Source organism: Acinetobacter sp. DMC2 (genome assembly GCF_056314305.1).
The window spans coordinates 420,437-441,763 of sequence record NZ_JBQUYP010000005.1 but is presented as its reverse complement, the minus strand read 5'-3'; the positions used below and the strand labels follow the sequence as shown (position 1 = coordinate 441,763).

The following is a 21,327-nucleotide window of genomic DNA, read 5'->3' as shown; positions in this document are numbered from 1 at the left end:
TCAGAAGTGAAACCTCTTAGCGCTGATGGTAGTGTGGGGTTTCCCATGTGAGAGTAAGTCATCGCCAGCTCATTATTTAAACACCCCGACCCCGAAAGAGGCCGGGGTGTTTCTTTATGGGAAATTAAATGAGAAAAATAAAACTGAAAATATTATGAAAGATTCATGCTATAAATAATAAGAAAATTACATACTTAAATATGAATAACAAGGGAAAAGCATCTATGATAATTTATGGTGATGTAGGTTCAGGGAATTGTTATAAGCTTAAACTATTACTTTCCTTATTAAATATTAAACACAGATGGGTCCATATTGATATTTTAAAAAAAAGACACTCAAACAGCAGATTTTTTATTCTTAAATCCTAATGGAAAAATACCTGTACTGGTTCTAGATGATGGTCGTGTTTTAAGTGAATCTAACGCTATTTTAGGTTATCTGGCGGAGGGAACAGAGTTTATTGCTACAGATTCCTATACGAAAGCAAAAATGTATCAGTGGATGTTCTTTGAACAGTATAGTCATGAACCATTTATTGCAGTTGCTCGTTTTATTAATAAATATTTAGGATTACCACCAGAAAGAATAGAGGAATATCATAATTTACAACCGAAAGGCCATAAAGCACTATCTATTATGGATAAAGCTTTAGTAAAGCATGACTATCTTGTTGGAAGTCAATTAACTATTGCTGATATTGCCTTATATGCATACACGCATGTTGCGGAGGAAGGTGGTTTTGATTTGGAGCTATATCCAAATATTCAAGCGTGGTGCCAAAGAATTCGAAAATATTCAGGTTATGTAGGCATGGGCTAATTAAAAAAGGACTTTATAAGAGTCCTTTTTTATATAGGAAGGAAACTTCGAATCCGTGCCAAGTTAGAAATGCGCTTCTAAACCGATATACGGACCCTTAAATTCAAACTTAAGATCATTATTATCGTAGTCATCTAAATCAATGTTGAGTACGCGATATCCTGCTGTTAAACCAAGATCAATGAGTAAATTATCTGCAAATTTATATTTTACTTCTGCTAATGCATCTGTGATTCGTGCATCATCAAAGTTTGTATAGGTTGCTTCACCTTTAGCACTTAAGCCTGTAAATGGAAGTTTAACTTCACCAGATAAATAAGCAATAGGATATGTTTTATCAATATCCACGCGTTTACCTGTATAAGCAGTAATATCACCATTTAGTACAGTTGCACCAAGTCCAGCATCTACACTCACAATATTGTCTAGTAACTCATAGTAAAGGATAAAATCGCTATGATCCAAATCAACTTTATAGTTGGCTTGACCCAAAGTTTCCGATTTAGTTTGAGTATCTAAATTTACGTAACGAATTTTTGCATTTGGAATAAATGGAATTGGATGCTCTACTGCTAATGAGAGTTGAGCACTACCTTTTTGATCTAGATCTTGATCATCAGGAAATTGAGAAGACATATTCGCTTTACCATCGTAAAACCAGTAGCCGACATCTCCCTTTACTCCAACAAAGTCTGCTTGAGCAAGGCTACTTAAGCCCATCCCGAGCGTTAATAAAGATATTTTTAATATTTTCATTTTTACATCCGCATAAAAGAAATCTTTGTGCGCATGATATAGACATCTTGCTACTGATGCATTGATAAAAAATAAAGATCTGGTACGTATAATAGGAATAAATTTTTATATAGAGAAAAAGTTTATTTATTTCAAATAATTATTATTAGATGTTTAATTTGGGAGATTCTGATTAGCTAAAAATTTTAGTATAAATTTTGTCATTTAATTATATGAGGGTATTAAGTCTAATTTGAAAAATCAGAGAGGTATGAATAAATTAGTGGAGAAGTATAGTGATTAAGGACGCTTTTTTAAGAGTTGGAAGAAAATATCATTAAATAAAAATATTGATCTACAAGTAGTAGAACGTAAATATCAGCTGAAAAATAACCAATTGTGAAAAAAACTCAGAAAATTCGTAAAATTTCTGACGGAAATTACAGTAAAAAGAAATAAAAACAGGTATTGTTCAGCTATATAGGGGCAAAAAATGGACAAAAATCTTTAAGGAAGAATTTTCTATTTTTGCTTGTTTGTTAAGGGAATAAAAATACTCAAAAGGTTCATTTTATTTTCTACAAACACAAAAGTATTTTTTGGTTCTTTTTTTGCATGCGGAATAACAATCAACAATAGCAGTAAAAATAAGTAATCTTTTAACATTAGGTGTTCTATGACAGATTCTCGTGAAAACTGGACGTCACGATCTGGTTTTATTATTGCAGCCGTTGGCTCGGCTGTAGGTTTAGGTAATATTTGGCGCTTTCCATACGTTGCTTATGAAAATGGTGGTGGTGCGTTTCTTATTCCCTATCTACTAGCACTCATTACTGCTGGTTTACCGTTACTATTTTTAGATTATGCGGTAGGGCATCGTAGTACTGGTTCACCTCCTAAAGCATATCGTGCCTTATTTAAAGGCGGGGAAACATTAGGTTGGTGGCAGGTTTGTGTCTGTATCATTATTGGTTTGTACTATGCAAGTGTGCTCACTTGGGCTGGTAGTTATGTTTACTTCTCTATTGGTCAAATGTGGGGAAGTGATCCAGAAGGTTTCTTCTTTAATACTTATTTGCAAACCTCAAAAGCAACTGGCTTTGATTTACAGTTTGTAAGTCATTTATTCTGGCCGATTATTGGAATTTGGGCACTTACTTTAATCATTCTTTATGGTGGAGTGAAAAAGGGTGTGGAATTATCCAATAAAATTTTCATGCCATTATTGTTCATTCTATTCACTATTTTGGTGATTCAGTCATTGCGTTTGCCGGGTGCTGCTCAAGGTTTGAATGCATTCTTTACGCCAAACTGGTCAGCAATGATGGACTATAAAGTATGGTTAGCCGCTTATGGTCATACCTTCTTTTCATTATCTGTTGGTTTCGGGATCATGGTGACATATGCATCTTATTTAAAACCAAAAACGAATTTAACAGGTTCTGGCTTAATCGTTGGTTTTGCAAATGCATCAACTGAGATTTTGGCAGGGATTGGTATTTTTGCTGCGCTTGGCTTTATGGCACATGCCGCGGGTACTGAAGTTAAAGATGTCGTAAGTGGCGGAATTGGATTAGCATTTATTGCATTCCCTAAAATTATTTCAAGTTTAGGTACAGGTGCTGATTTATTTGGTTTCTTATTCTTCTCTTCACTTTTCGTCGCAGGTATTTCTTCAATGGTCAGTATTTTGGAAGTGCCTATTGCTGCAATGCAAGATAAATTGAAATGGGGCCGTAAAAAAGCTGTAACCATTATTGGTGGTGGCAGTGCGCTTGTATCAATTATTTTATTCTCAAGTGTAAACGCAATTAAACTAGTTGATATTGTTGACCACTTTATCAATAACATCGGTATTATTGGTGGTGCTTTAATTTCTATTATTGCCATTACTTGGTTTAAACGTTCGGCTCTTAAAGAACTTCGTGATCACGTAAATCGCATCTCTACTATTCAATTAGGTAAGGGATGGGATTTCACTTTAACAGTTATTACATCTTTAATCTTGTTAACTACACTTAGTATGACTGTTTTTAATTTGATCAAAAATGGCTATGATACTTATAGTATGAGCTTACAAGGTGTATTCGGCTGGGGCAGTGTGATTTTCTGTGCGGTCGTTGCAATCGTGTTAAGCAAAATGAAAGATCGCTAGGAGGATAAAATAATGAATACTTCGGCAATCGTGATGATGGTGATTTCGATGGTGTTTTTATGGGGTGGATTGGCTTTATCCATTCTACATTTATCGAAACATCCTGAAGAGTTAGATGACGTTTTAGAAGATGTAAAAGATCAGCATACGCTTTGATGCTGATCTAATAAAAAGCAGGCTTAAAGCCTGCTTTTTTTATGCAATTTTTTGAATTTTACAATAATAAAATCCGTCGCCAGACTGAGCTTGTGGTAATAATTGTCGGCCATGAATTTGTTCAAGTCCCCAATTCGCTTCAATCTTAATTTCTTTTGCATCAGTATGTTCTGCAAAGAAATTTATCATCTGCTGTTCATTTTCAGCTTTTAAAACTGAACAGGTAATATAGAGCAGTGTGCCTCCAACATTAAGCTGTTGCCACATGTGTTCCAAAATCTGCTTTTGCAGTTCAATCGTTTGAGCTATATCGCTAGATTGACGCAATAGGCGTATGTCGGGATGACGACGAATAACGCCTGTCGCAGAACATGGTGCATCAAGCACAATACAATCTACCGGTTCTGCGGGAACCCATTGAGTTGCATCTGCTGCCAAAATTTCTGTTTGACTTTGATCAAGTGCTAAGCGGTTTAAATTCTCAGTTACACGGATTAAACGGTTAGAATCTTGGTCAATAGCAATGAGTTTAGTCGGTTTAAACTTTTCGAGTAAATGAGCTGTTTTCCCACCGGGAGCTGCACAGGCATCAATTACCGTTTTATTATTTAGATCTGGCAATAATGTTGCACATAGCTGAGCATGTTCATCTTGTACAGAAAACCATCCCTCTTCAAAGCCGGGTAGCTGGGTAATTTGTACAGATTGTTCAAGAACAATACCTGCTTCAGACAGAGTACATGCACGTGCCTGAATATCTAGACTTTGTAGTTTTGCTAAATAAGCATCACGGCCAATATGACGTTGGTTAACTCGTAAGGTTAAAGGTGCGACTTGTTTTAATGATTGGCAAAGAGATTCAGTTTGTTCTCCCCAATCCTTTTTTAACCTTTTGAAAAGCCAACTTGGTAAGCCATGCGCTTGCTGTAGACCTTGCTGAAAGTCATCAGTTTCACGAGTAGCTCGGCGCAAAATAGCATTTACAATACCGCCGAGAGCAGGAAATCCAAGTTGTTTGGTGGCATCTACTGTTTCTGAAATAGCGGCATGCGCTGCAATACGCGTGCATAAAACTTGATAAAGCCCAACATACAGACAGGTTTCAACAGTTTCATTATTTAAAGGTTTACTGAGTAAAGGTAGGCTAATTGATTTAAGAGCAAACCATTGGCGTAGCGTACCTAGAACAAGTTCATGAAATAGTGCGCGATCACGTTCTGCAACTTGATTCAGCTGTGTATTTAAAATACTAGCAAGTGATTGCCCTTGCTGGACTTTTAATAACGTTTGAACGACTTGAGCACGTAAGTTAAATCGTGACGAATTTGATGAAGCCTGACTCATGGTAGAATTTGTCCTACGTGAAGTTTTTGAGTTTGTGCAATTTGTTGTGCATTCATTGCTTTACCACCCGGCCATTGCACGCTGGTCAGACAAATAAAAGAGTTTTGACCACAAGCAACATGTACGCCTTGTTTATCAATCGCGATAATTTCACCAGCTTGGGCATTTGCTTGGCTTTGAGTAGAAGTGGCTGAGTTCCAAACACGCAAAGCACTATTTTCATCTAGTTGAATGAATGCAACTGGCCAAGGGTTGAACGCACGAATATTTCGGTCAAGTTGAACAGCATCATTTGACCAGTCAATACGAGCTTCTGATTTCACTAACTTATGTGCATAGACAGTTAGGCTTTCATCTTGAACTTCACGTTCTGCCAAATATTTTTTTAGCGTTTCTTCTGACTTGAGTACGTCACAAATTGCTGTTGCGCCCTGAGCTGCGAGTTTGTCATGTAAAGTCGCTGATGTATCTTCGGGTATGATTGGACAGTAGGTTTTATACATCATATCGCCTGTATCTAAACCAGCTGCCATTTGCATGATAGTGATTCCGGTTTCTTCATCACCCGTTGCAATTGCACGCTGAATTGGTGCTGCACCGCGCCAGCGTGGTAATAGTGAGCCGTGAATATTTAAACAGCCATATTTCGGTGTATCGAGCACAGCTTGTGGAAGAATTAAGCCATAGGCTGCAACGACCATCACATCGGCACCTAAAGCTGCCAGTTCTTGTTGGGCTGCGAGCCCTTCTTCTGTAGATGCCTTAAAATGAAGTGGTTGATAAACAGGTATACCATGTTCAAGCGCAAGCTGTTTTACAGAAGATGGCGTTAGTTTTTGTCCACGGCCTGCTTTACGATCCGGCTGGGTGTAAACGGCGATAATTTCATGGGAAGTTTTTAATAATGCCGCCAATGCTGTTGCAGCAAATTCGGGGGTGCCAGCAAAAATAATTTTCACAAATGCAATCCAAAAAGAGTTTATGGGTAGTATACGTGAAAAACGTTTGAAGCCCTAAACTCATGGCTATTGAGAGATTTGATTTTTAAATAGTGAACAAAAAATTATTCAAAAATTTTTATTGATAAAAAAAGGTTATGAAAAAATAAAAAATTATTCATGTAAGTTTTGCTAAATATTGACTGACTATTACTGTTCTTGGCTTTCCGAATATTATTTGCTTCTATAGAATGGAGAATGATCAAATTATGATGATGAGTCAATATTCCGACTGATCTAACGCTATATCAGTATCATTCAGCCAGAGTGGGAGAAATTCCGCTCAAGCACAACTTGTTGGAAACACTAATGCCTGACTATCGTTCAAAAACATCGACACACGGAAGAAATATGGCTGGCGCACGTGGCTTATGGCGTGCAACAGGAATGAAAGATGAGGATTTCGGCAAACCGATTATTGCGGTGGTCAACTCATTTACTCAATTTGTTCCGGGCCATGTACACCTTAAAGATTTAGGGCAACTAGTCGCAGCAGAAATTCAGGCAGCAGGTGGTGTTGCTAAAGAGTTCAATACGATCGCAGTAGATGACGGGATCGCAATGGGGCATGACGGCATGCTTTATTCACTACCATCACGTGATTTGATTGCTGACTCAGTTGAATATATGGTGAATGCACACTGTGCAGATGCCATGGTGTGTATTTCAAACTGTGACAAGATTACTCCGGGAATGCTCATGGCTGCGATGCGTCTGAATATTCCTGTTGTCTTCGTGTCTGGCGGACCAATGGAAGCTGGTAAGGTTAAGTTCCGCGGTGATGAAAAAGCGATTGACCTTGTTGATGCAATGGTTGTTGCGGCTGATGAAAGTTATACAGATGAAGAAGTAGCGGAATTTGAACGTTCAGCATGTCCAACATGTGGTTCATGTTCAGGTATGTTCACTGCAAACTCAATGAACTGTTTAACAGAAGCTTTGGGTTTATCTTTACCGGGCAATGGTTCGATTGTTGCAACTCATGCGAATCGTAAAAAATTATTCCTAAAAGCGGGTCAGCTTATTGTTGAATTGGCTAAACGCTACTACGAACAAGAAGATGCAAGCATTTTACCGCGTTCAATTGCAACAAAGGCTGCATTTAAAAATGCGATGACCCTTGATATTGCAATGGGTGGTTCAACCAATACGGTTCTACATTTATTAGCTGCTGCAAGTGAAGCAGAAGTTGATTTTACCATGGACGATATTGATGAATTATCACGTCGAGTGCCTGTGTTGTCTAAAGTAGCGCCTGCAAAACAAGACGTTCATATGGAAGATGTACACCGTGCAGGTGGCATTATGGCCATTTTGGGTGAGCTTGATCGTGCGAACTTACTTGATGTATCACTACCAACCGTACATGAGAAAACTTTAAAAGATGCATTAGATAAGTGGGATATTATTCGTACTGAAGATGCAGATGTATATGAGTTCTATCGCTCATCTCCAGGTGGTGTTCCAACTCAAGTTGCTTTCTCTCAAAATCGCTACTATGCAACTTTAGATGGCGATCGGGAAAAAGGCGTTATTCGCAATGCAGAACATGCATTCTCTAAAGATGGTGGTTTAGCAGTTCTATACGGTAACATCGCGCTTGATGGTTGTATTGTAAAAACTGCGGGTGTAGATGAATCGATCTTGAAATTTACGGGCACAGCGCGTGTATTTGAGAGCCAAGATGCCGCTGTAGATGCAATCTTGGGTCATGACATTAAGGCTGGTGATGTTGTTGTGATTCGTTATGAAGGCCCACGTGGCGGTCCAGGTATGCAAGAAATGCTTTACCCAACCAGCTACCTTAAATCGAAAGGTTTAGGAAAAGACTGCGCATTGGTGACAGATGGTCGTTTCTCTGGGGGTTCATCAGGTCTTTCAATTGGACATGTTTCGCCAGAAGCTGCTGAAGGTGGTGCAATTGGTTTGGTAGAAGATGGCGATACCATTGAAATCGATATTCCGAACCGTACTATTCACTTAAACGTTGATGATGCGACTATGGCGCACCGTCGTACAGTTCAAGAAGCGAAAGGCTGGCATCCGAAAGAAGAACGTAAACGTAAGGTATCAAAAGCGTTAAAAGTTTATGCAATGCATACAACAAGTGCAGCGAAAGGAGCTGTACGCGTTCTATAAAATATTCAATTTTATTAATTGAATAGAAACTATGCATCCATTTGTATGATGAATTATTATCATGCTGATGGGTGCATTTTTTACATCTGTTGGAAAAAATAGGCTTGTAGATGAAGGTGTTGCAAGTCATTCTATGGGTTTGCCATAAAATGATGATAAAATCTTCACCGATACAGAAATACATGCAATAACACGATTTTTGTTTTGCGTAAGCAGAGCTCTTCAACAACATTTTGTATATGAAGTTTCTGCGGCACTTAGTACTGCGATCAAAGCAGTTTTTTGGTCTTGCTTAGGATTATTTTTTAGAGGCTCTACTCTCATGTCACTGCTACGCCGTTGGTTTGACCCTATCCGATCGAGTTGGTTTTACCAAAAACCTTCACGTCAAGCGGTGTTACCCACGGAAAATGGTTTAAGTATTTATTTACGACTTGATGATGTGTATAGCTATTTAGCTGTTCAGCAACTATCTCAGCTCGATGAGATTTTAAGTGATGAACTTAAGCCCTTAAAAATTATTATTTCCCATACGGCTTCCGAACCTCCAAATGGTATGTCGCATGAAGAATGGCAAAATTATTGTTTGAATGATGCCAAAATATTAGCCAAACAACACCGTTTTGCTTTTGATGAATTTCCAGAAATCCCAAGCCAAGAATCTTTAAAACAAGCCGCTGTCATATTAAAAAGAACCCCATTACAAGGTCAGAATTTCTTACATTTACTTGAAGATATTTTTCACATGCTTTGGCAGCAGCAATATGGAAAGCTGCGTACTTTACATGCTATGGCAGTTAAACATCAGCTTCCTCAACATTTTTCAGAACGTATTTTTACGGATGAGCCTGTACCGGCAGCTTACTTTGAGTTTGGTGGACGTAAATATCATGCAGTAGATGATTTATTACGTTTAACTCGTCGACTAAAACAACAAAAGTTATTGACTGGTAATCCGATTTTTTTAATTAATCATATCGAATGGCGTGAACATTTGATTAATGATGCTGAGGCACTTACTGAAATTCAGACACTTCACCCTGAACTCGATATATATATTGCCTTAGAAGATCCAATGAGTTGGCTATTACTTGCTTATATTAAGGAAGAACTGGCTGATTATTACGACATTCAATTAAAAGTTTATCCTTTGAGTTACCAAGGTCGAGACTGGTTTGACTGGAGTTTGGCAACCCGTGTTTCTAAACGAACAGACGTCGCTTTTACTCCTTTTTGCCGCCCTACAGAAGAAAGTACGCTTGAAATGGCAAAGCTTTTTTATAGTGTGCAGGAAAATCAGCAAATCGATACGATTTTTACGATCTTGCAAGCCGTTTGGACAAAAGGTAAAGATTTATCTTTCCAAAAGCATTTCCAAGAATTACAGCTGCAGCTGGGAATTGAGCAGTTAACCGAGCAGGATGTACCAGCTGTTCTGGCACAAAATGATGCTTTTTGCAAAGATAAGCATCAGCCTGATTTACCAGTTCTAGAGTTGCGTATTGATGGTCAAAGCTATGTATTTAATAGCTTGTACCGCGTTTGGATGATTGAAAGTATTTTTAGTAATGTTTTAGAAGAAAAATACAAAACGGCCTCAACTTCTAATTGAGGCCTACTCCTAAAAACAAGAATAGGGCAAAACCTGTTTTTTCCGTAGCATAACCATGTAGGGAATCGGAGATAAACAGTGACTTTTTTATTAATTATTATGATGGTGTTTGCCTTTGCTGGCATGATTAAAGGCATGATCGGTTTAGGGCTGCCCGCAGTATCGATGGGCTTACTCACCATCGCAATGAGTCCTTTTCAAGCAGCCTCTTTACTCATTGTTCCTTCAATGGTCACCAATGTTTGGCAGCTTTTTGCTGAAGGACTTGTCTGGGCTTTTATTCGCCGTTTCTGGACCTTACTCGTAGGCATTGTGGTGGGTTCAATATGGAGTTTCCTACCGACTTTAAGTCAAAGTCATGGGCACAGTAGTGAGATTTTATTGGGCTGTATGTTGGCCTTATATGGCCTTTATGGACTGTGTGTCAAAAAGCTTCCACATTTAGGGAAACATGAGCGTTGGCTATCGCCGATTATTGGTTATATTGGTGGGGCAGTGACCGTAGCAACAGGCGTTATTATTATTCCGATTGTTCCTTATTTGCAGTCTTTGCATTTAAAACGTGACGAGTTGGTTCAGGCTTTGGGATTAACCTTTACGGTGTCTACCATTTGTCTTGCTATTTTCTTACACCAAAACCCGATGTCTGGAGTAACACTGGACTATCGTTTATCTTTTGCTGCGTTGGTGGCTGCACTCGTTGGAATGTGGTTAGGTAAAAAAATTCGCTATCGACTCAACGAGCAATTATTTCGTCGTATCTTTTTTATAGGTTTGGTGTCATTAGGGCTTTATATGATTTTGCATTAAGCCAATTTTTAAGGGCGATGCTGCAATAAAAAGTCTGCAAATTGTTGGTAACTGTTAGGCAGCTGATTGAAATTTTGTGTGGCTAAAAGCAGTTTACGATTTGCCCACGCACCTAGCAGTTGGATCGAATGAAAATCATAATCTGATTGCAAACGCTGTGCAGCACGAGCTGGCATAATCGCAATTCCCACACCTTTGGCGACAACCTCAGCAATTGCACTAAAGTTAGGTAGGCGCAAACGGTACTGTATGTTAAAGCCTAATAGCTTAGCTTGAGTTTCAATGGACTGTTGCAAAGAGTGGTGGGGTTTAAGACCAATAAAACCATAGCTTAAAGCCTCTACCAAATTCAGCTCTTGGTATTGAGCTAAATTGTGGGTAGTAGGGCAAATCAAAACTAACGGATCACTCGCAAATTCCTTAGTTTGCAAATGTCGGGTATCGAAAAAACTTGAGACTAGACCTAGACTCGCAATTCCTTGGGTTAATGCATCTACAATTTCTGAGCTTTCTGCCTCATGTAAATCAATATTCATTTCTGGATGAAGCACCAGATATTGCGGTAATAACGTAGGCAAATATTCACTTTGAGCAGAAGAGTTACACCAAAGCGTTAATGCCTCTGTGGTAGGGTGCCTAAACCGCTGCATTTCTTGTTCGAGTTGATCTTTTTGTACTAAAAGCTGACGGGCATGTTCTACAAAAGCATGTCCAGCTGTGGTGAGTTCTACCCCAGTGGTTTGGCGAATAAATAAGGGTGTCTCAAAATATTGTTCGAGTTTTTTTATACGCTCGCTCGCTGCTTGAAGTGAAATAGCAGAGCGGTCTGCACCTTTGGTTAGGCTACCAGTCGAGACAATATGAAGAACCAACTGTAAATCAAAAAAATCAAAACGCATGATAGGAACGTATTGAAACGCAAAAATTCATCATACTAAATCGTAATGAAAAAAGGCAGCTTACGCTGCCTTTTTGAACTTAGGTTTTATCTTTTAAACTAAACAACCAATTTAGAATAATGGCTGCAAATGTTGCGGTACCAATACCACCTAAATTGAAATTACCAAACATTAATTCAAAATTTCCGGCACCCAAAATAATTGTTACTGAAGCAACAATCAGATTTTTATTGTTAGAAAAATCAACTTTGTTTTCAATCCAGATTTTTGCACCGGCAATGGTAATTAATCCAAATACAACAATAGATGCACCTGTTAAGACAGCACTTGGAATCGTACTAATTACCGCGCCAAATTTTGGAGATAAACCCAAGAAAATAGCAAAGACACCAGCAATCACAAATACAATGGTTGAGTACACACGAGTGACTGCCATGACCCCAATGTTTTCACCATAAGTGGTCATCCCCGGCGCCCCAACACTACCAGAAAGTGTCGTTGCCAAACCATCTGCAACAAATGCTTTGCCTAATTGTGGTGTCAGGTTTTCGCCAGTCATTGCACCAACAGCTTTAATATGGCCTAAGTTTTCTGCCACTAAAATTAATGCAACTGGCGCAATAATTAGCATAGCCTTAGTATCAAAAGTAGGATGTGAAAAGCTTGGAATACCGAACCATGCAGCCTGTGAGATTTGACTAAAATCAATTGGTTTACCAAAACCTAGCCCATTGGTGGTGATAGCGTAAATTGCATAAGCCAAAATTAAACCGACCAATAGAAGCAGACGTTGCAATAAGCCACGCGTAAAGACTGCAATACTACCCATACAAAGTACGGTAATTAAGGCCATCCACATTTCAAATGGTTGGCCTGCAACACCTTTAATGGTAACGGGTGCGAGGTTTAGACCAATAATCATCACAATGGCGCCAGTCACCACAGGCGGCATGAGTTTTTCAATCCAGCGTGTACCCGTAAGCATCACAATAAAACCGATAATGGCATAAAACACACCACATGCTACGATTCCACCTAAAGCCATCGAAAGGTTTGGATTGGCACCTGAACCTGTAATATGTCCAGTTGCTGCTGCAACCACACCAATAAATGCAAAACTTGAGCCTAAGTAACTCGGAACACGACCACCCGTAATTAAAAAGAACAGGATGGTACAGATACCAGACATTAGAATGGCAAGGTTAGGATTAAAGCCCATGAGTAATGGTGCTAAAACAGTTGCTCCAAACATGGCAAATGCATGTTGAATACCTAAAATAGCACTCTGAACTGGAGGGAGATATTCGTTGGTAGAGACCGGTCGGTGGTCAATATCACCTTGGTAAGGCTGCCATTTTGGAAACCAATTGGACATAAAATAAGCTCATTATTCTTTAATTGGTGCCATGATACTCTTTCTTGAGAGTGCATTTAATCTCTAGAGAGAAGTATGTTAGTGAAAAGTAATTATTTTTTAACGATTGGTATAATTTTATCAATTCTAAATATAAGGAATTAGTTATTTTTTTCTCATAAAGACTAATTTTTTGATTTTTAAAAAATATTCAAAAAAATAGAAAATCGAGGAAAATTTAAGAAAAATAGAGAATTTTGCAAGTAAAAAGCAGCACATCAAGATGTACTGCCTTGTTAAACAATTGGTAAAATTAGCTTAGCCTGTGTTGCGTAAACCAGCAGCAATACCCGCAATACTCACCATAAGTGCATGGTCAACAGGTGTGTTCTCTGCCTGACGCTCAGCAAGATAATCACGGCGGCGTTTCATGAGTTCAGCCTGCAAAAGATGCAAAGGAAGTAAGTACGGTTTACGAACTTGCATTGATTGATCAAGAACCTCGTTGTTGCTCAGAAGCTTTGATTCATCTTTCAATTTAAGTAGTGTTTCAACAGCATCTTTTAATCGCTGACGTAATTGATTACCGAGCACTTTTAAATCTTCATCGTCAGTCAAATGAGACTCGTAATAGAGTGCAATGTTGGCATCGGATTTAGACAATACCATTTCCAGCATATCAATGAGCGTCTGGAAATAAGGCCATTGCTGGAGCATTTCATCAAGCGTTGCTTTTTGCTGATCGGCAATCACTTCATTAATGGCTGCACCAGTACCTAGCCATGCAGGTAACATTAAACGAATTTGAGTCCATGCAAATACCCATGGAATCGCACGTAAAGACTCAATACCACCACTCACTTTACGTTTTGCTGGACGTGAGCCTAATGGCAACATTTGTAATTCAAGTTCAGGGGTAACGGTCCGTAAATACTTCACAAAATGTGGATTTTCACGCACTGTCTGGCGATAAACCTTAACAGAATGATCTGTCATACGGTTCATGATTTCACGCCACTCGGCTTTAGGCTCTGGTGGTGGTAATAAAGTCGCTTCGAGTGTTGCGGCGGTATAGATTTCAAGGTTTTGCATGGCAATCCCTTCTAAACCGAACTTGAAGCGAATCATTTCACCTTGTTCTGTGACACGGATTGCACCAGAGATCGAACCCGGTGGCTGCGAAAATAGTGCCTGTTGTGTTGGAGCACCACCACGACTAATTGAACCACCACGACCATGGAATAGCGTTAACTGTACGCCGTGTTTTTGAGCAATTGCAGTGAGCTCTTCTTGAGCACGATATTGAGCCCAGTTAGCTGACATGAAACCCGCATCTTTTGCAGAGTCGGAGTAACCGATCATCACTTCGTGTTTACCCTGAATGTGCTGTTTATACCAATGCATATTGAACAGCGTATTCATAGTAGTTGCAGCGCCATCTAAATCTTTTAAAGTTTCAAACAGAGGAACTACACGTAAAGGGTGCTGAATACCTGCTTCTTTTTGCAATAGCAACACAGCTAAAACATCACTTGGATATTCAGCCATCGAAATAATATAAGCCCCTAAAGACTCTGGCGGTTGGTCTGCCAAAGTACGCATGGTTGCAAATACTTCTTGAACATCTGGATGACCAATCAAGCTGCCTTCAGGCTCATTAATATATTTCGGTAAAAGTGGCCGTTTGCTTTGTAATTCCTGAATGAGGAAGTTTTGGCGCGCCTGTTCGGTCCATGACTCAAAATTACCTAAACCTAAATATTCGGTAATTGCTGAAATCGCTTGACGATGACGACCTGATTCTTGGCGAATGTCGAGTTTAAGTAGTTCAATACCAAAACAGTTCACACGGTAAATAAAGTCGAGAAGTTGACCATTCGCAATTTCAGGCAAGTTGCTGTCGATTAAAGAGCGATAGCACAGCAATAACGGTTGTAAGAGTTCGTCTTTGCTTTTAATGACATTACTGTCGTCTGCTTCTAAGCCTTGTAGGCGCTGCGCTAACCAGTGGCGAGTCGCTTTTAAGCGTTCGCGTGTAGCACGTAAATATTCGCGATAAGGTTCTGCATGTTGGTTACCAATAGCCTGAATCATTTCTTCAGAACAGGTTTGGATTGAAAGTTCCCAACGTAAGTTTTCGATATCTCTTAGATAGAGATCGGCAGCTTGCCAGCGTGATAACCACAGTACTTCTTGGGTAATTTGATGAGTAACATTTGGGTTGCCATCACGGTCTCCGCCCATCCAAGAAGCAAAGCGCACTGGTGCAATATTGAGTGGTAAGTTTTGTTGGCAATTATCTTGAACCAACTCATTTAATTCGCGAATAAATTTAGGTACAGCATTCCAAAGTGTTTGTTCAATGGTTGCAAAGCCCCATTTTGCTTCATCGACTGGAGTAGGGCGATGCTGTCTGATTTCATCTGTTTGCCATGCCGAACTAATTTGTTGCTTTAAGTTGGCAAGTGCATTTTGTCGTTCGCGCGGAGTAAGTTTCTGCTGGTCAAGCTGAGATAAACATGCATTGATATCATCATATTTTTGAATGAGGGTACGACGGCTGACTTCGGTTGGGTGAGCCGTAAGTACTAACTCAATATTGAGATCACAAATTTGCTGGAACAGTTTTTCTGTCGAAATACTTTTATCTTTAAATTTTTGAAATAGGTGAACAAGTGGATTTGGAGAATTAGCCTCCGAATCAAACTCTGCCTGTCTGCGGCTACGAACCACATGGTATTGCTCAGCAATATTGGCAAAATTTAAAAAATGAGAAAACGCGCGGGTAAGAGGTAATAGCTCTTCATCGGGCAATTCTAAAAATAATTGTTCTAATTGCTTTTCGGCTTCAGCTTGACCATCACGTGCGCCTTTGGCAAGAGCACGGATTTGCTCGATCTGATTAAACAGTTCTTGTCCTGCATGTTGTTTTAGGGTTTCACCTAACAAATTGCCAAGTAAACGGACATCCTCACGCAGTGGCGCATCGATTTGCTGAACCATGCTATTTTCTCCTGTTCTTATTCTTATCGAATATAGCGCGATTAGCGAACATTCCAAGCTTTGAGCGTAAGAAAATGTGAATTTTTGCTTAAAAAATAACATTTAATTCGCTTATTGCGTCTTAAAAGTAGACATGCACTCAGTGCAACTTTTGGCAATCGGACTTTGGTTTAATTCCGATATTTGAGCAAAAATAAATGAATTGCATCTCTAATAATTTTTTCTAGCTCTTGTGCATTCGGTACAGCAATAATTCTAAGTAGAACCTTCTGGTGGCGTACGCCAAGCAATAAAGACAAAAGAAGCTCGGTTTGATAATTAGGGTCATCGGTTTGAATAAAACCTAATTGAGCCGCTTTTTGCAAAAACTCAGTTAACTGATTTTGCAGTCGTGTATGTGAAGCATCAAAAAACTGTAGAGTGAGAGGACTTTGTTCTGCTGCGAGCTCAAATAATACATGTTCAAGCTTTAATGCTTCAGGTGAGTAAATAATCTGCAAGGCGCCTGAACAAACAATAAAGAGTGCTTGATAAAAGTCTGCTGATGCATCCAATTCAAATTGTTTAGTGCACAGTGTCTCTTCACAGGTTTCTGTAATCGCACAGATAAACAGGTTTGCTTTGTCTTGAAAGTGGTTATAAACCGTGAGTTTAGTGACCTCTGCTTCCTGTGCGATCTGGTTCATGCTGGTACCGTGATAGCCAGATTTTAAAAAAATAGCTTTCGCGGCTTGTAAGATACGAGCACGTTTTTCCAGATCTTTGGGGCGACCACTTTGATTAACTGTTTGCACAAAACCCTCTGATAAAAATTTAAAAAGATAGCAATTTATAAGTTTTTCTTTAATTAATGTACCCATGGGTATATTAATTAAAAAATAAACAATTTATGATGCAAGCATATTGTGCCTTAAAAAATCAGTTTGAATAAGAGCGATAAGATATGAATCTGTTAAAACCTCTCATCATGAGTATGGTGATTGTTTGTACGGTCACATTAATGGGGTGTAGTAAAGAAGCTCCCAAAACAGAAGAAATACCCTATGTGATGGTGGTCCAACCCTTGACCACACTCAATGAACAAAAAAGCTATGCAGGGGATGTGCAGGCTAGACAGCAAACAGCTTTAGCATTTCGGGTCGGTGGACAGGTTACGGCACGTTACGTGGATGTAGGTGATCGAGTTAAAGTCGGACAAGTTTTAGCAAAGCTTGACGTAGCAGATGCTCAGCTACAATTAAATGCCGCTAAAGCCCAACTAGACAATGCACAGGCTTCAGCAAAAACAGCAGCAGATGAACTTAAACGGTTTCAGCAATTATTGCCTATTAATGCGGTAAGTCGTTCGCAATTCGATACGGTAAAAAATCAATATGACGCTGCACAAGCGGCTCTACAGCAAGCTCGTTCTAATTATGAAGTTTCTGCAAACCAAACTGGTTATAACCAACTCGTTTCTAATAAAAACGGGGTAATTACTGCACGAAACATTGAGATTGGACAAGTGGTTGCTGCGGGCCAAGCGGCTTATCAACTGGCGATTGATGGAGAGCGTGAAGTTGTCATTGGTGTGCCAGAACAAGCGGTTTCCGAGATCAAGGTTGGCCAAGCAGCTTGGGTGACTTTATGGTCTAAACCGAATGACCGATTTGCTGGTTATGTGCGTGAAGTTTCCCCAGCAGCGGATCAGTCTCGTACATTTACAGTGAAAGTTGCACTCAAAGAAGGTCAATCTGCTATTCAGCTTGGACAAAGTGCACGCGTATTTTTTAGCTCGACTCAAACCAATGTGATGAGTGTGCCACTTTCAAGTGTTTCAGCAACAGATAATCAACCTTATGTTTGGGTAGTTAATGCGAATCAGACTTTACGTAAAGTACCTGTAACGATTGGTGCATATGGCAAAGACAGCGTACCTGTGTTATCTGGCTTGGCTCCAAATGATTGGGTTGTGATTGGCGGCGTACATTTGCTACGTGATAAACAGAAGATTCATCCGATTGATCGTGAAAACCGTGGGGTGAAAATTCAGGGAGCAACCCAGCCATGAAATTCAATCTCTCGGAATGGGCATTAAATAATAAAGGCATTGTCCTTTATTTTATGCTGTTGCTTGGCATTATCGGTGCAATCTCTTATTCAAAATTATCACAAAGTGAAGATCCACCCTTTACCTTTAAGGTTATGGTGGTGCAGACCTACTGGCCTGGGGCGACTGCCAAAGAAGTTTCTACTTTAGTTACGGACCGTATCGAAAAGGAACTCATGACAACAGGGCAGTATGACAAGATCATGGCTTACTCCCGTCCAGGTGAGTCGTTGGTCACTTTTGTGGCGAAGGATTCACTGACTTCTGACAAGATTCCCGATGTTTGGTACAACGTTCGTAAAAAGGTAAATGATATACGTCATGAACTGCCAAACGGTGTACAAGGTCCATTTTTCAATGACGAATTTGGAGACACTTACGGCAATATTTATGTACTGACAGGCAAAGACTTTGACTATGCGCTTCTTAAGGAATATGCAGATCGTTTGCAATTACAGCTTCAACGCGTCAAGGATGTCAGTAAGGTCGAACTAATTGGTCTGCAAGATCAAAAAATCTGGATTGAGATTTCTAACACCAAAGCGGTACAGCTTGGTATTCCAGTTACAGCGATTCAAGATGCCTTACAAAAGCAAAACAGTATGGCAAGTGCAGGTTTTTTTGAAACAGGCACAGACCGCATCCAGATTCGGGTAAGCGGTCATTTACAAAACATTGATGAAATTAAGAAAATGCCTTTACTGGTAGGTGATAAAACCATTCAGCTCGGAGATGTCGCTGATGTCTACCGTGGTTTTAGTCAACCTGCTCAGCCACGCATGCGCTTCATGGGTGAAAATGGGATTGGTATTGCTTTATCAATGCGTAAGGGCGGTGACATTATTGCCTTAGGTAAAAATCTCGACACAGAATTTGCCCAACTACAAAAAACTTTACCTTTAGGCATGAAGCTTCAAAAAGTTTCTGACCAGCCTGTAGCAGTACAACGCAGTATTCATGAGTTTATAAAGGTACTCGCTGAGGCAGTTATTATTGTCTTGTTAGTGAGTTTTTTCTCTTTAGGTTTCCGCACAGGATTGGTTGTCGCTTTTTCTATTCCTTTAGTTTTAGCAATGACCTTTGCGGGAATGAATCTATTCGATGTCGGACTGCATAAGATTTCACTGGGTGCCTTGATTCTGGCGCTAGGTCTGTTAGTCGATGACGCCATTATTGCCGTCGAGATGATGGCAATTAAGATGGAGCAGGGTTATAGCCGGATTAAAGCCGCCGGCTTTGCGTGGAAAACAACGGCATTTCCGATGCTCACCGGAACACTGATTACTGCGGCTGGTTTTTTACCGATCGCTACAGCTCAGTCTGGTACAGGTGAATACACTCGCTCTATCTTTCAGGTGGTAACGATTGCCTTATTAGTCTCTTGGATTGCAGCAGTTTTATTCGTACCTTATTTAGGCGAAAAGCTATTACCCGATTTTACTAAAACAGGGCATCAGGCACCTTGGTATGTTCGTTTATGGGCGAGATTAACTAAAAAACCGCAACCGCAAACTGTGGCCATTTCACAGGACCATCACTACGATCCTTATCAATCTAATTTCTATTTACGTTTTAGAAAGATGGTCGAGTTTTGTGTGACTTACCGTAAAACCGTAATTGCGACGACGGTGGGTATTTTTGTGCTATCTGTGCTGATGTTTAAGATCGTTCCTCAGCAGTTTTTCCCGCCTTCGAATCGTGCCGAGATTTTAGTCGATTTAAAACTTGAAGAAGGCGCTTCTTTAACAGCGACAGAACAAGCTGTGAAAAAGGTTGAAAAATTCCTGTCTAAACAAAAAGGTATTGATAACTATGTGGCATATGTCGGTACAGGTTCACCACGTTTTTATTTACCGTTAGACCAGCAATTACCGCAAGCCAGCTTTGCGCAGTTTGTTGTACTCGCATCATCTCTGGATGATCGTGATGAAATTCGACGCTCGTTAGACAAACAAATTAGACAATTGCTGCCGCAAGTTCGTACTCGCGTGTCATTACTGGAGAATGGCCCTCCTGTTGGTTATCCATTGCAATATCGGGTGTCGGGTGAAGATCAAAATCTGGTCCGTCAAGAAGCACAGAAAGTCGCTAAGCTGATTAGCGAAAACCCGAATACCACCAATGTGCATTTAGATTGGGGTGAGCCGAGTAAGATTATTTCAATTCAAATTGACCAAGACCGCGCTCGACAAATGGGTGTCTCTAGTTTGGATTTAGCGAACTTTATTAATGCATCAATTACAGGTAGTGCGATTGAGCAATATCGTGAAAAGCGTGAACTCATTGAAATCCGTTTACGTGGTGATCAGAGCGAGCGAGTTGAAGTAGCTTCACTGGCAAGTTTAGCCGTACCAACAACCAATGGAACGACTGTGCCTTTAGCTCAAATCGCTAAAATTGAGTATAAATTTGAAGATGGTTTAATTTGGCATCGTAACCGCTTACCAACGATTACTGTGCGTGCAGATATTCGTACCAAATTGCAGCCAGCGACTGTTGTTGGTGAATTAGCTGAATCAATGGATAAATTACGTGCTGAATTACCAAGTGGCTATCTTGTTGAAGTCGGTGGAACTGTAGAAGAGTCTGCACGTGGGCAAAACTCTGTTAATGCGGGTATGCCACTGTTCTTGGCTGTGGTCATGACATTACTGATGATTCAGCTCAAAAGCTTATCCCGTGCGACTATTGTGTTATTAACAGCTCCGCTTGGTTTAATTGGTGTGGTTTTATTCTTACTTCTATTTAACAAACCATTTGGCTTTGTGGCCATGTTGGGCACAATTGCACTCTCTGGCATGATCATGCGTAACTCGCTTATTTTAATTGATCAAATTGAACAAGACAGGCAAGCAGGGCATCCGACGTGGGAGGCGATTATCGAGGCGACAGTACGTCGATTCCGTCCAATTATTTTGACTGCATTAGCCGCAGTTTTGGCCATGATTCCACTTTCACGAAGTATTTTCTTTGGTCCGATGGCAGTTGCGATCATGGGCGGCTTGATTGTTGCCACCTTACTGACATTATTTTTCTTACCTGCGCTCTACGCAGCATGGTTTAAGGTGAAAAAAACCGCATAAAATACATAAATTTTTTGTGAATAAAGGTGCGAAATATTGAAAACTCCAATATAGTAGCACCTGTCTTTACACAAAAAATACAGGATTATTTTACTGCATAAAAAATAGGCTAAGTGCAGTGAATTGAG

The 21,327-nt window shown here is 39.8% G+C and carries 14 protein-coding genes and 1 pseudogene; 8 read left to right on the top strand and 7 right to left on the bottom strand.

Translation table 11 applies throughout. The features are described from left to right. The first annotated feature begins 224 nt into the window (after positions 1-224). Positions 225-822: pseudogene (locus ACT53H_RS13405) on the top strand (glutathione S-transferase family protein). Positions 823-885: 63 nt separating this feature from the next. Here the strand turns inward: ACT53H_RS13405 and ACT53H_RS13400 are convergent. Continuing rightward, complete coding sequence (locus tag ACT53H_RS13400) at positions 886-1,578, bottom strand: TIGR04219 family outer membrane beta-barrel protein (protein WP_476009380.1); 693 nt, start codon at positions 1,576-1,578, stop codon at positions 886-888. A gap of 655 nt (positions 1,579-2,233) precedes the next feature. Here ACT53H_RS13400 and ACT53H_RS13395 point away from each other — a divergent pair. Both ACT53H_RS13395 and ACT53H_RS13390 read left to right on the top strand, forming a co-directional pair. Next, positions 2,234-3,712, top strand: coding sequence for a sodium-dependent transporter (locus ACT53H_RS13395; protein WP_004790264.1), 1,479 nt, complete (start codon positions 2,234-2,236; stop codon positions 3,710-3,712). A gap of 12 nt (positions 3,713-3,724) precedes the next feature. Then, positions 3,725-3,868, top strand: coding sequence for a methionine/alanine import family NSS transporter small subunit (locus tag ACT53H_RS13390; RefSeq protein ID WP_004790262.1), 144 nt, complete (start codon positions 3,725-3,727; stop codon positions 3,866-3,868). A gap of 39 nt (positions 3,869-3,907) precedes the next feature. Here the strand turns inward: ACT53H_RS13390 and rsmB are convergent, their stop codons facing one another. Both rsmB and fmt read right to left on the bottom strand, forming a co-directional pair. Next, complete coding sequence (gene rsmB / locus ACT53H_RS13385; RefSeq protein ID WP_476009379.1) at positions 3,908-5,212, bottom strand: 16S rRNA (cytosine(967)-C(5))-methyltransferase RsmB; 1,305 nt, start codon at positions 5,210-5,212, stop codon at positions 3,908-3,910. Continuing rightward, a complete protein-coding gene (gene fmt / locus ACT53H_RS13380) occupies positions 5,209-6,171 on the bottom strand; it encodes a methionyl-tRNA formyltransferase (protein WP_476009378.1) in 963 nt (320 codons plus the stop codon). The genes rsmB and fmt overlap by 4 nt, the downstream gene beginning before the upstream one ends. 348 nt (positions 6,172-6,519) lie before the next feature. Here fmt and ilvD point away from each other — a divergent pair, with 348 nt between their 5' ends. The 3 genes from ilvD (at position 6,520) to ACT53H_RS13365 (ending at position 10,771) form a co-directional block, all read left to right on the top strand. Continuing rightward, positions 6,520-8,349 carry a dihydroxy-acid dehydratase gene (ilvD, locus tag ACT53H_RS13375; protein ID WP_174730785.1) on the top strand — a complete coding sequence of 610 codons (1,830 nt, stop codon included), beginning with the start codon at positions 6,520-6,522 and terminating at the stop codon, positions 8,347-8,349. 322 nt (positions 8,350-8,671) lie between these two features. Next, entirely contained in the window at positions 8,672-9,961 is a 1,290-nt protein-coding gene (locus ACT53H_RS13370) for a hypothetical protein (protein ID WP_476009377.1), read from the top strand. A 78-nt stretch (positions 9,962-10,039) separates the two neighbouring features. Next, positions 10,040-10,771, top strand: coding sequence for a sulfite exporter TauE/SafE family protein (locus ACT53H_RS13365; RefSeq protein WP_476009376.1), 732 nt, complete (start codon positions 10,040-10,042; stop codon positions 10,769-10,771). 8 nt (positions 10,772-10,779) lie between these two features. Here the strand turns inward: ACT53H_RS13365 and ACT53H_RS13360 are convergent, their stop codons facing one another. The 4 genes from ACT53H_RS13360 to ACT53H_RS13345 form a co-directional block, all read right to left on the bottom strand. Further along, on the bottom strand, positions 10,780-11,670 hold the full coding sequence (locus ACT53H_RS13360; RefSeq protein WP_151963690.1) for a LysR family transcriptional regulator: 891 nt from the start codon (positions 11,668-11,670) through the stop codon (positions 10,780-10,782). Positions 11,671-11,749: 79 nt separating this feature from the next. After that, on the bottom strand, positions 11,750-13,045 hold the full coding sequence (locus tag ACT53H_RS13355; RefSeq protein ID WP_004790247.1) for a solute carrier family 23 protein: 1,296 nt from the start codon (positions 13,043-13,045) through the stop codon (positions 11,750-11,752). Between the two features lie 297 nt (positions 13,046-13,342). Then, positions 13,343-16,027, bottom strand: coding sequence for a phosphoenolpyruvate carboxylase (gene ppc / locus ACT53H_RS13350; protein ID WP_004790246.1), 2,685 nt, complete (start codon positions 16,025-16,027; stop codon positions 13,343-13,345). Between the two features lie 170 nt (positions 16,028-16,197). After that, positions 16,198-16,821: a TetR/AcrR family transcriptional regulator gene (locus ACT53H_RS13345; protein ID WP_034596129.1), complete on the bottom strand. Its 624-nt coding sequence runs from the start codon at positions 16,819-16,821 to the stop codon at positions 16,198-16,200. A 149-nt stretch (positions 16,822-16,970) separates the two neighbouring features. On the opposite strand from ACT53H_RS13345, the gene ACT53H_RS13340 reads away from it, so the two are divergent. After that, entirely contained in the window at positions 16,971-18,077 is a 1,107-nt protein-coding gene (locus ACT53H_RS13340; RefSeq protein WP_004790242.1) for an efflux RND transporter periplasmic adaptor subunit, read from the top strand. Further along, complete coding sequence (locus ACT53H_RS13335) at positions 18,074-21,199, top strand: efflux RND transporter permease subunit (RefSeq protein WP_174739121.1); 3,126 nt, start codon at positions 18,074-18,076, stop codon at positions 21,197-21,199. Before ACT53H_RS13340 ends, ACT53H_RS13335 begins: the two co-directional genes overlap by 4 nt. Positions 21,200-21,327 lie beyond the last annotated feature (128 nt).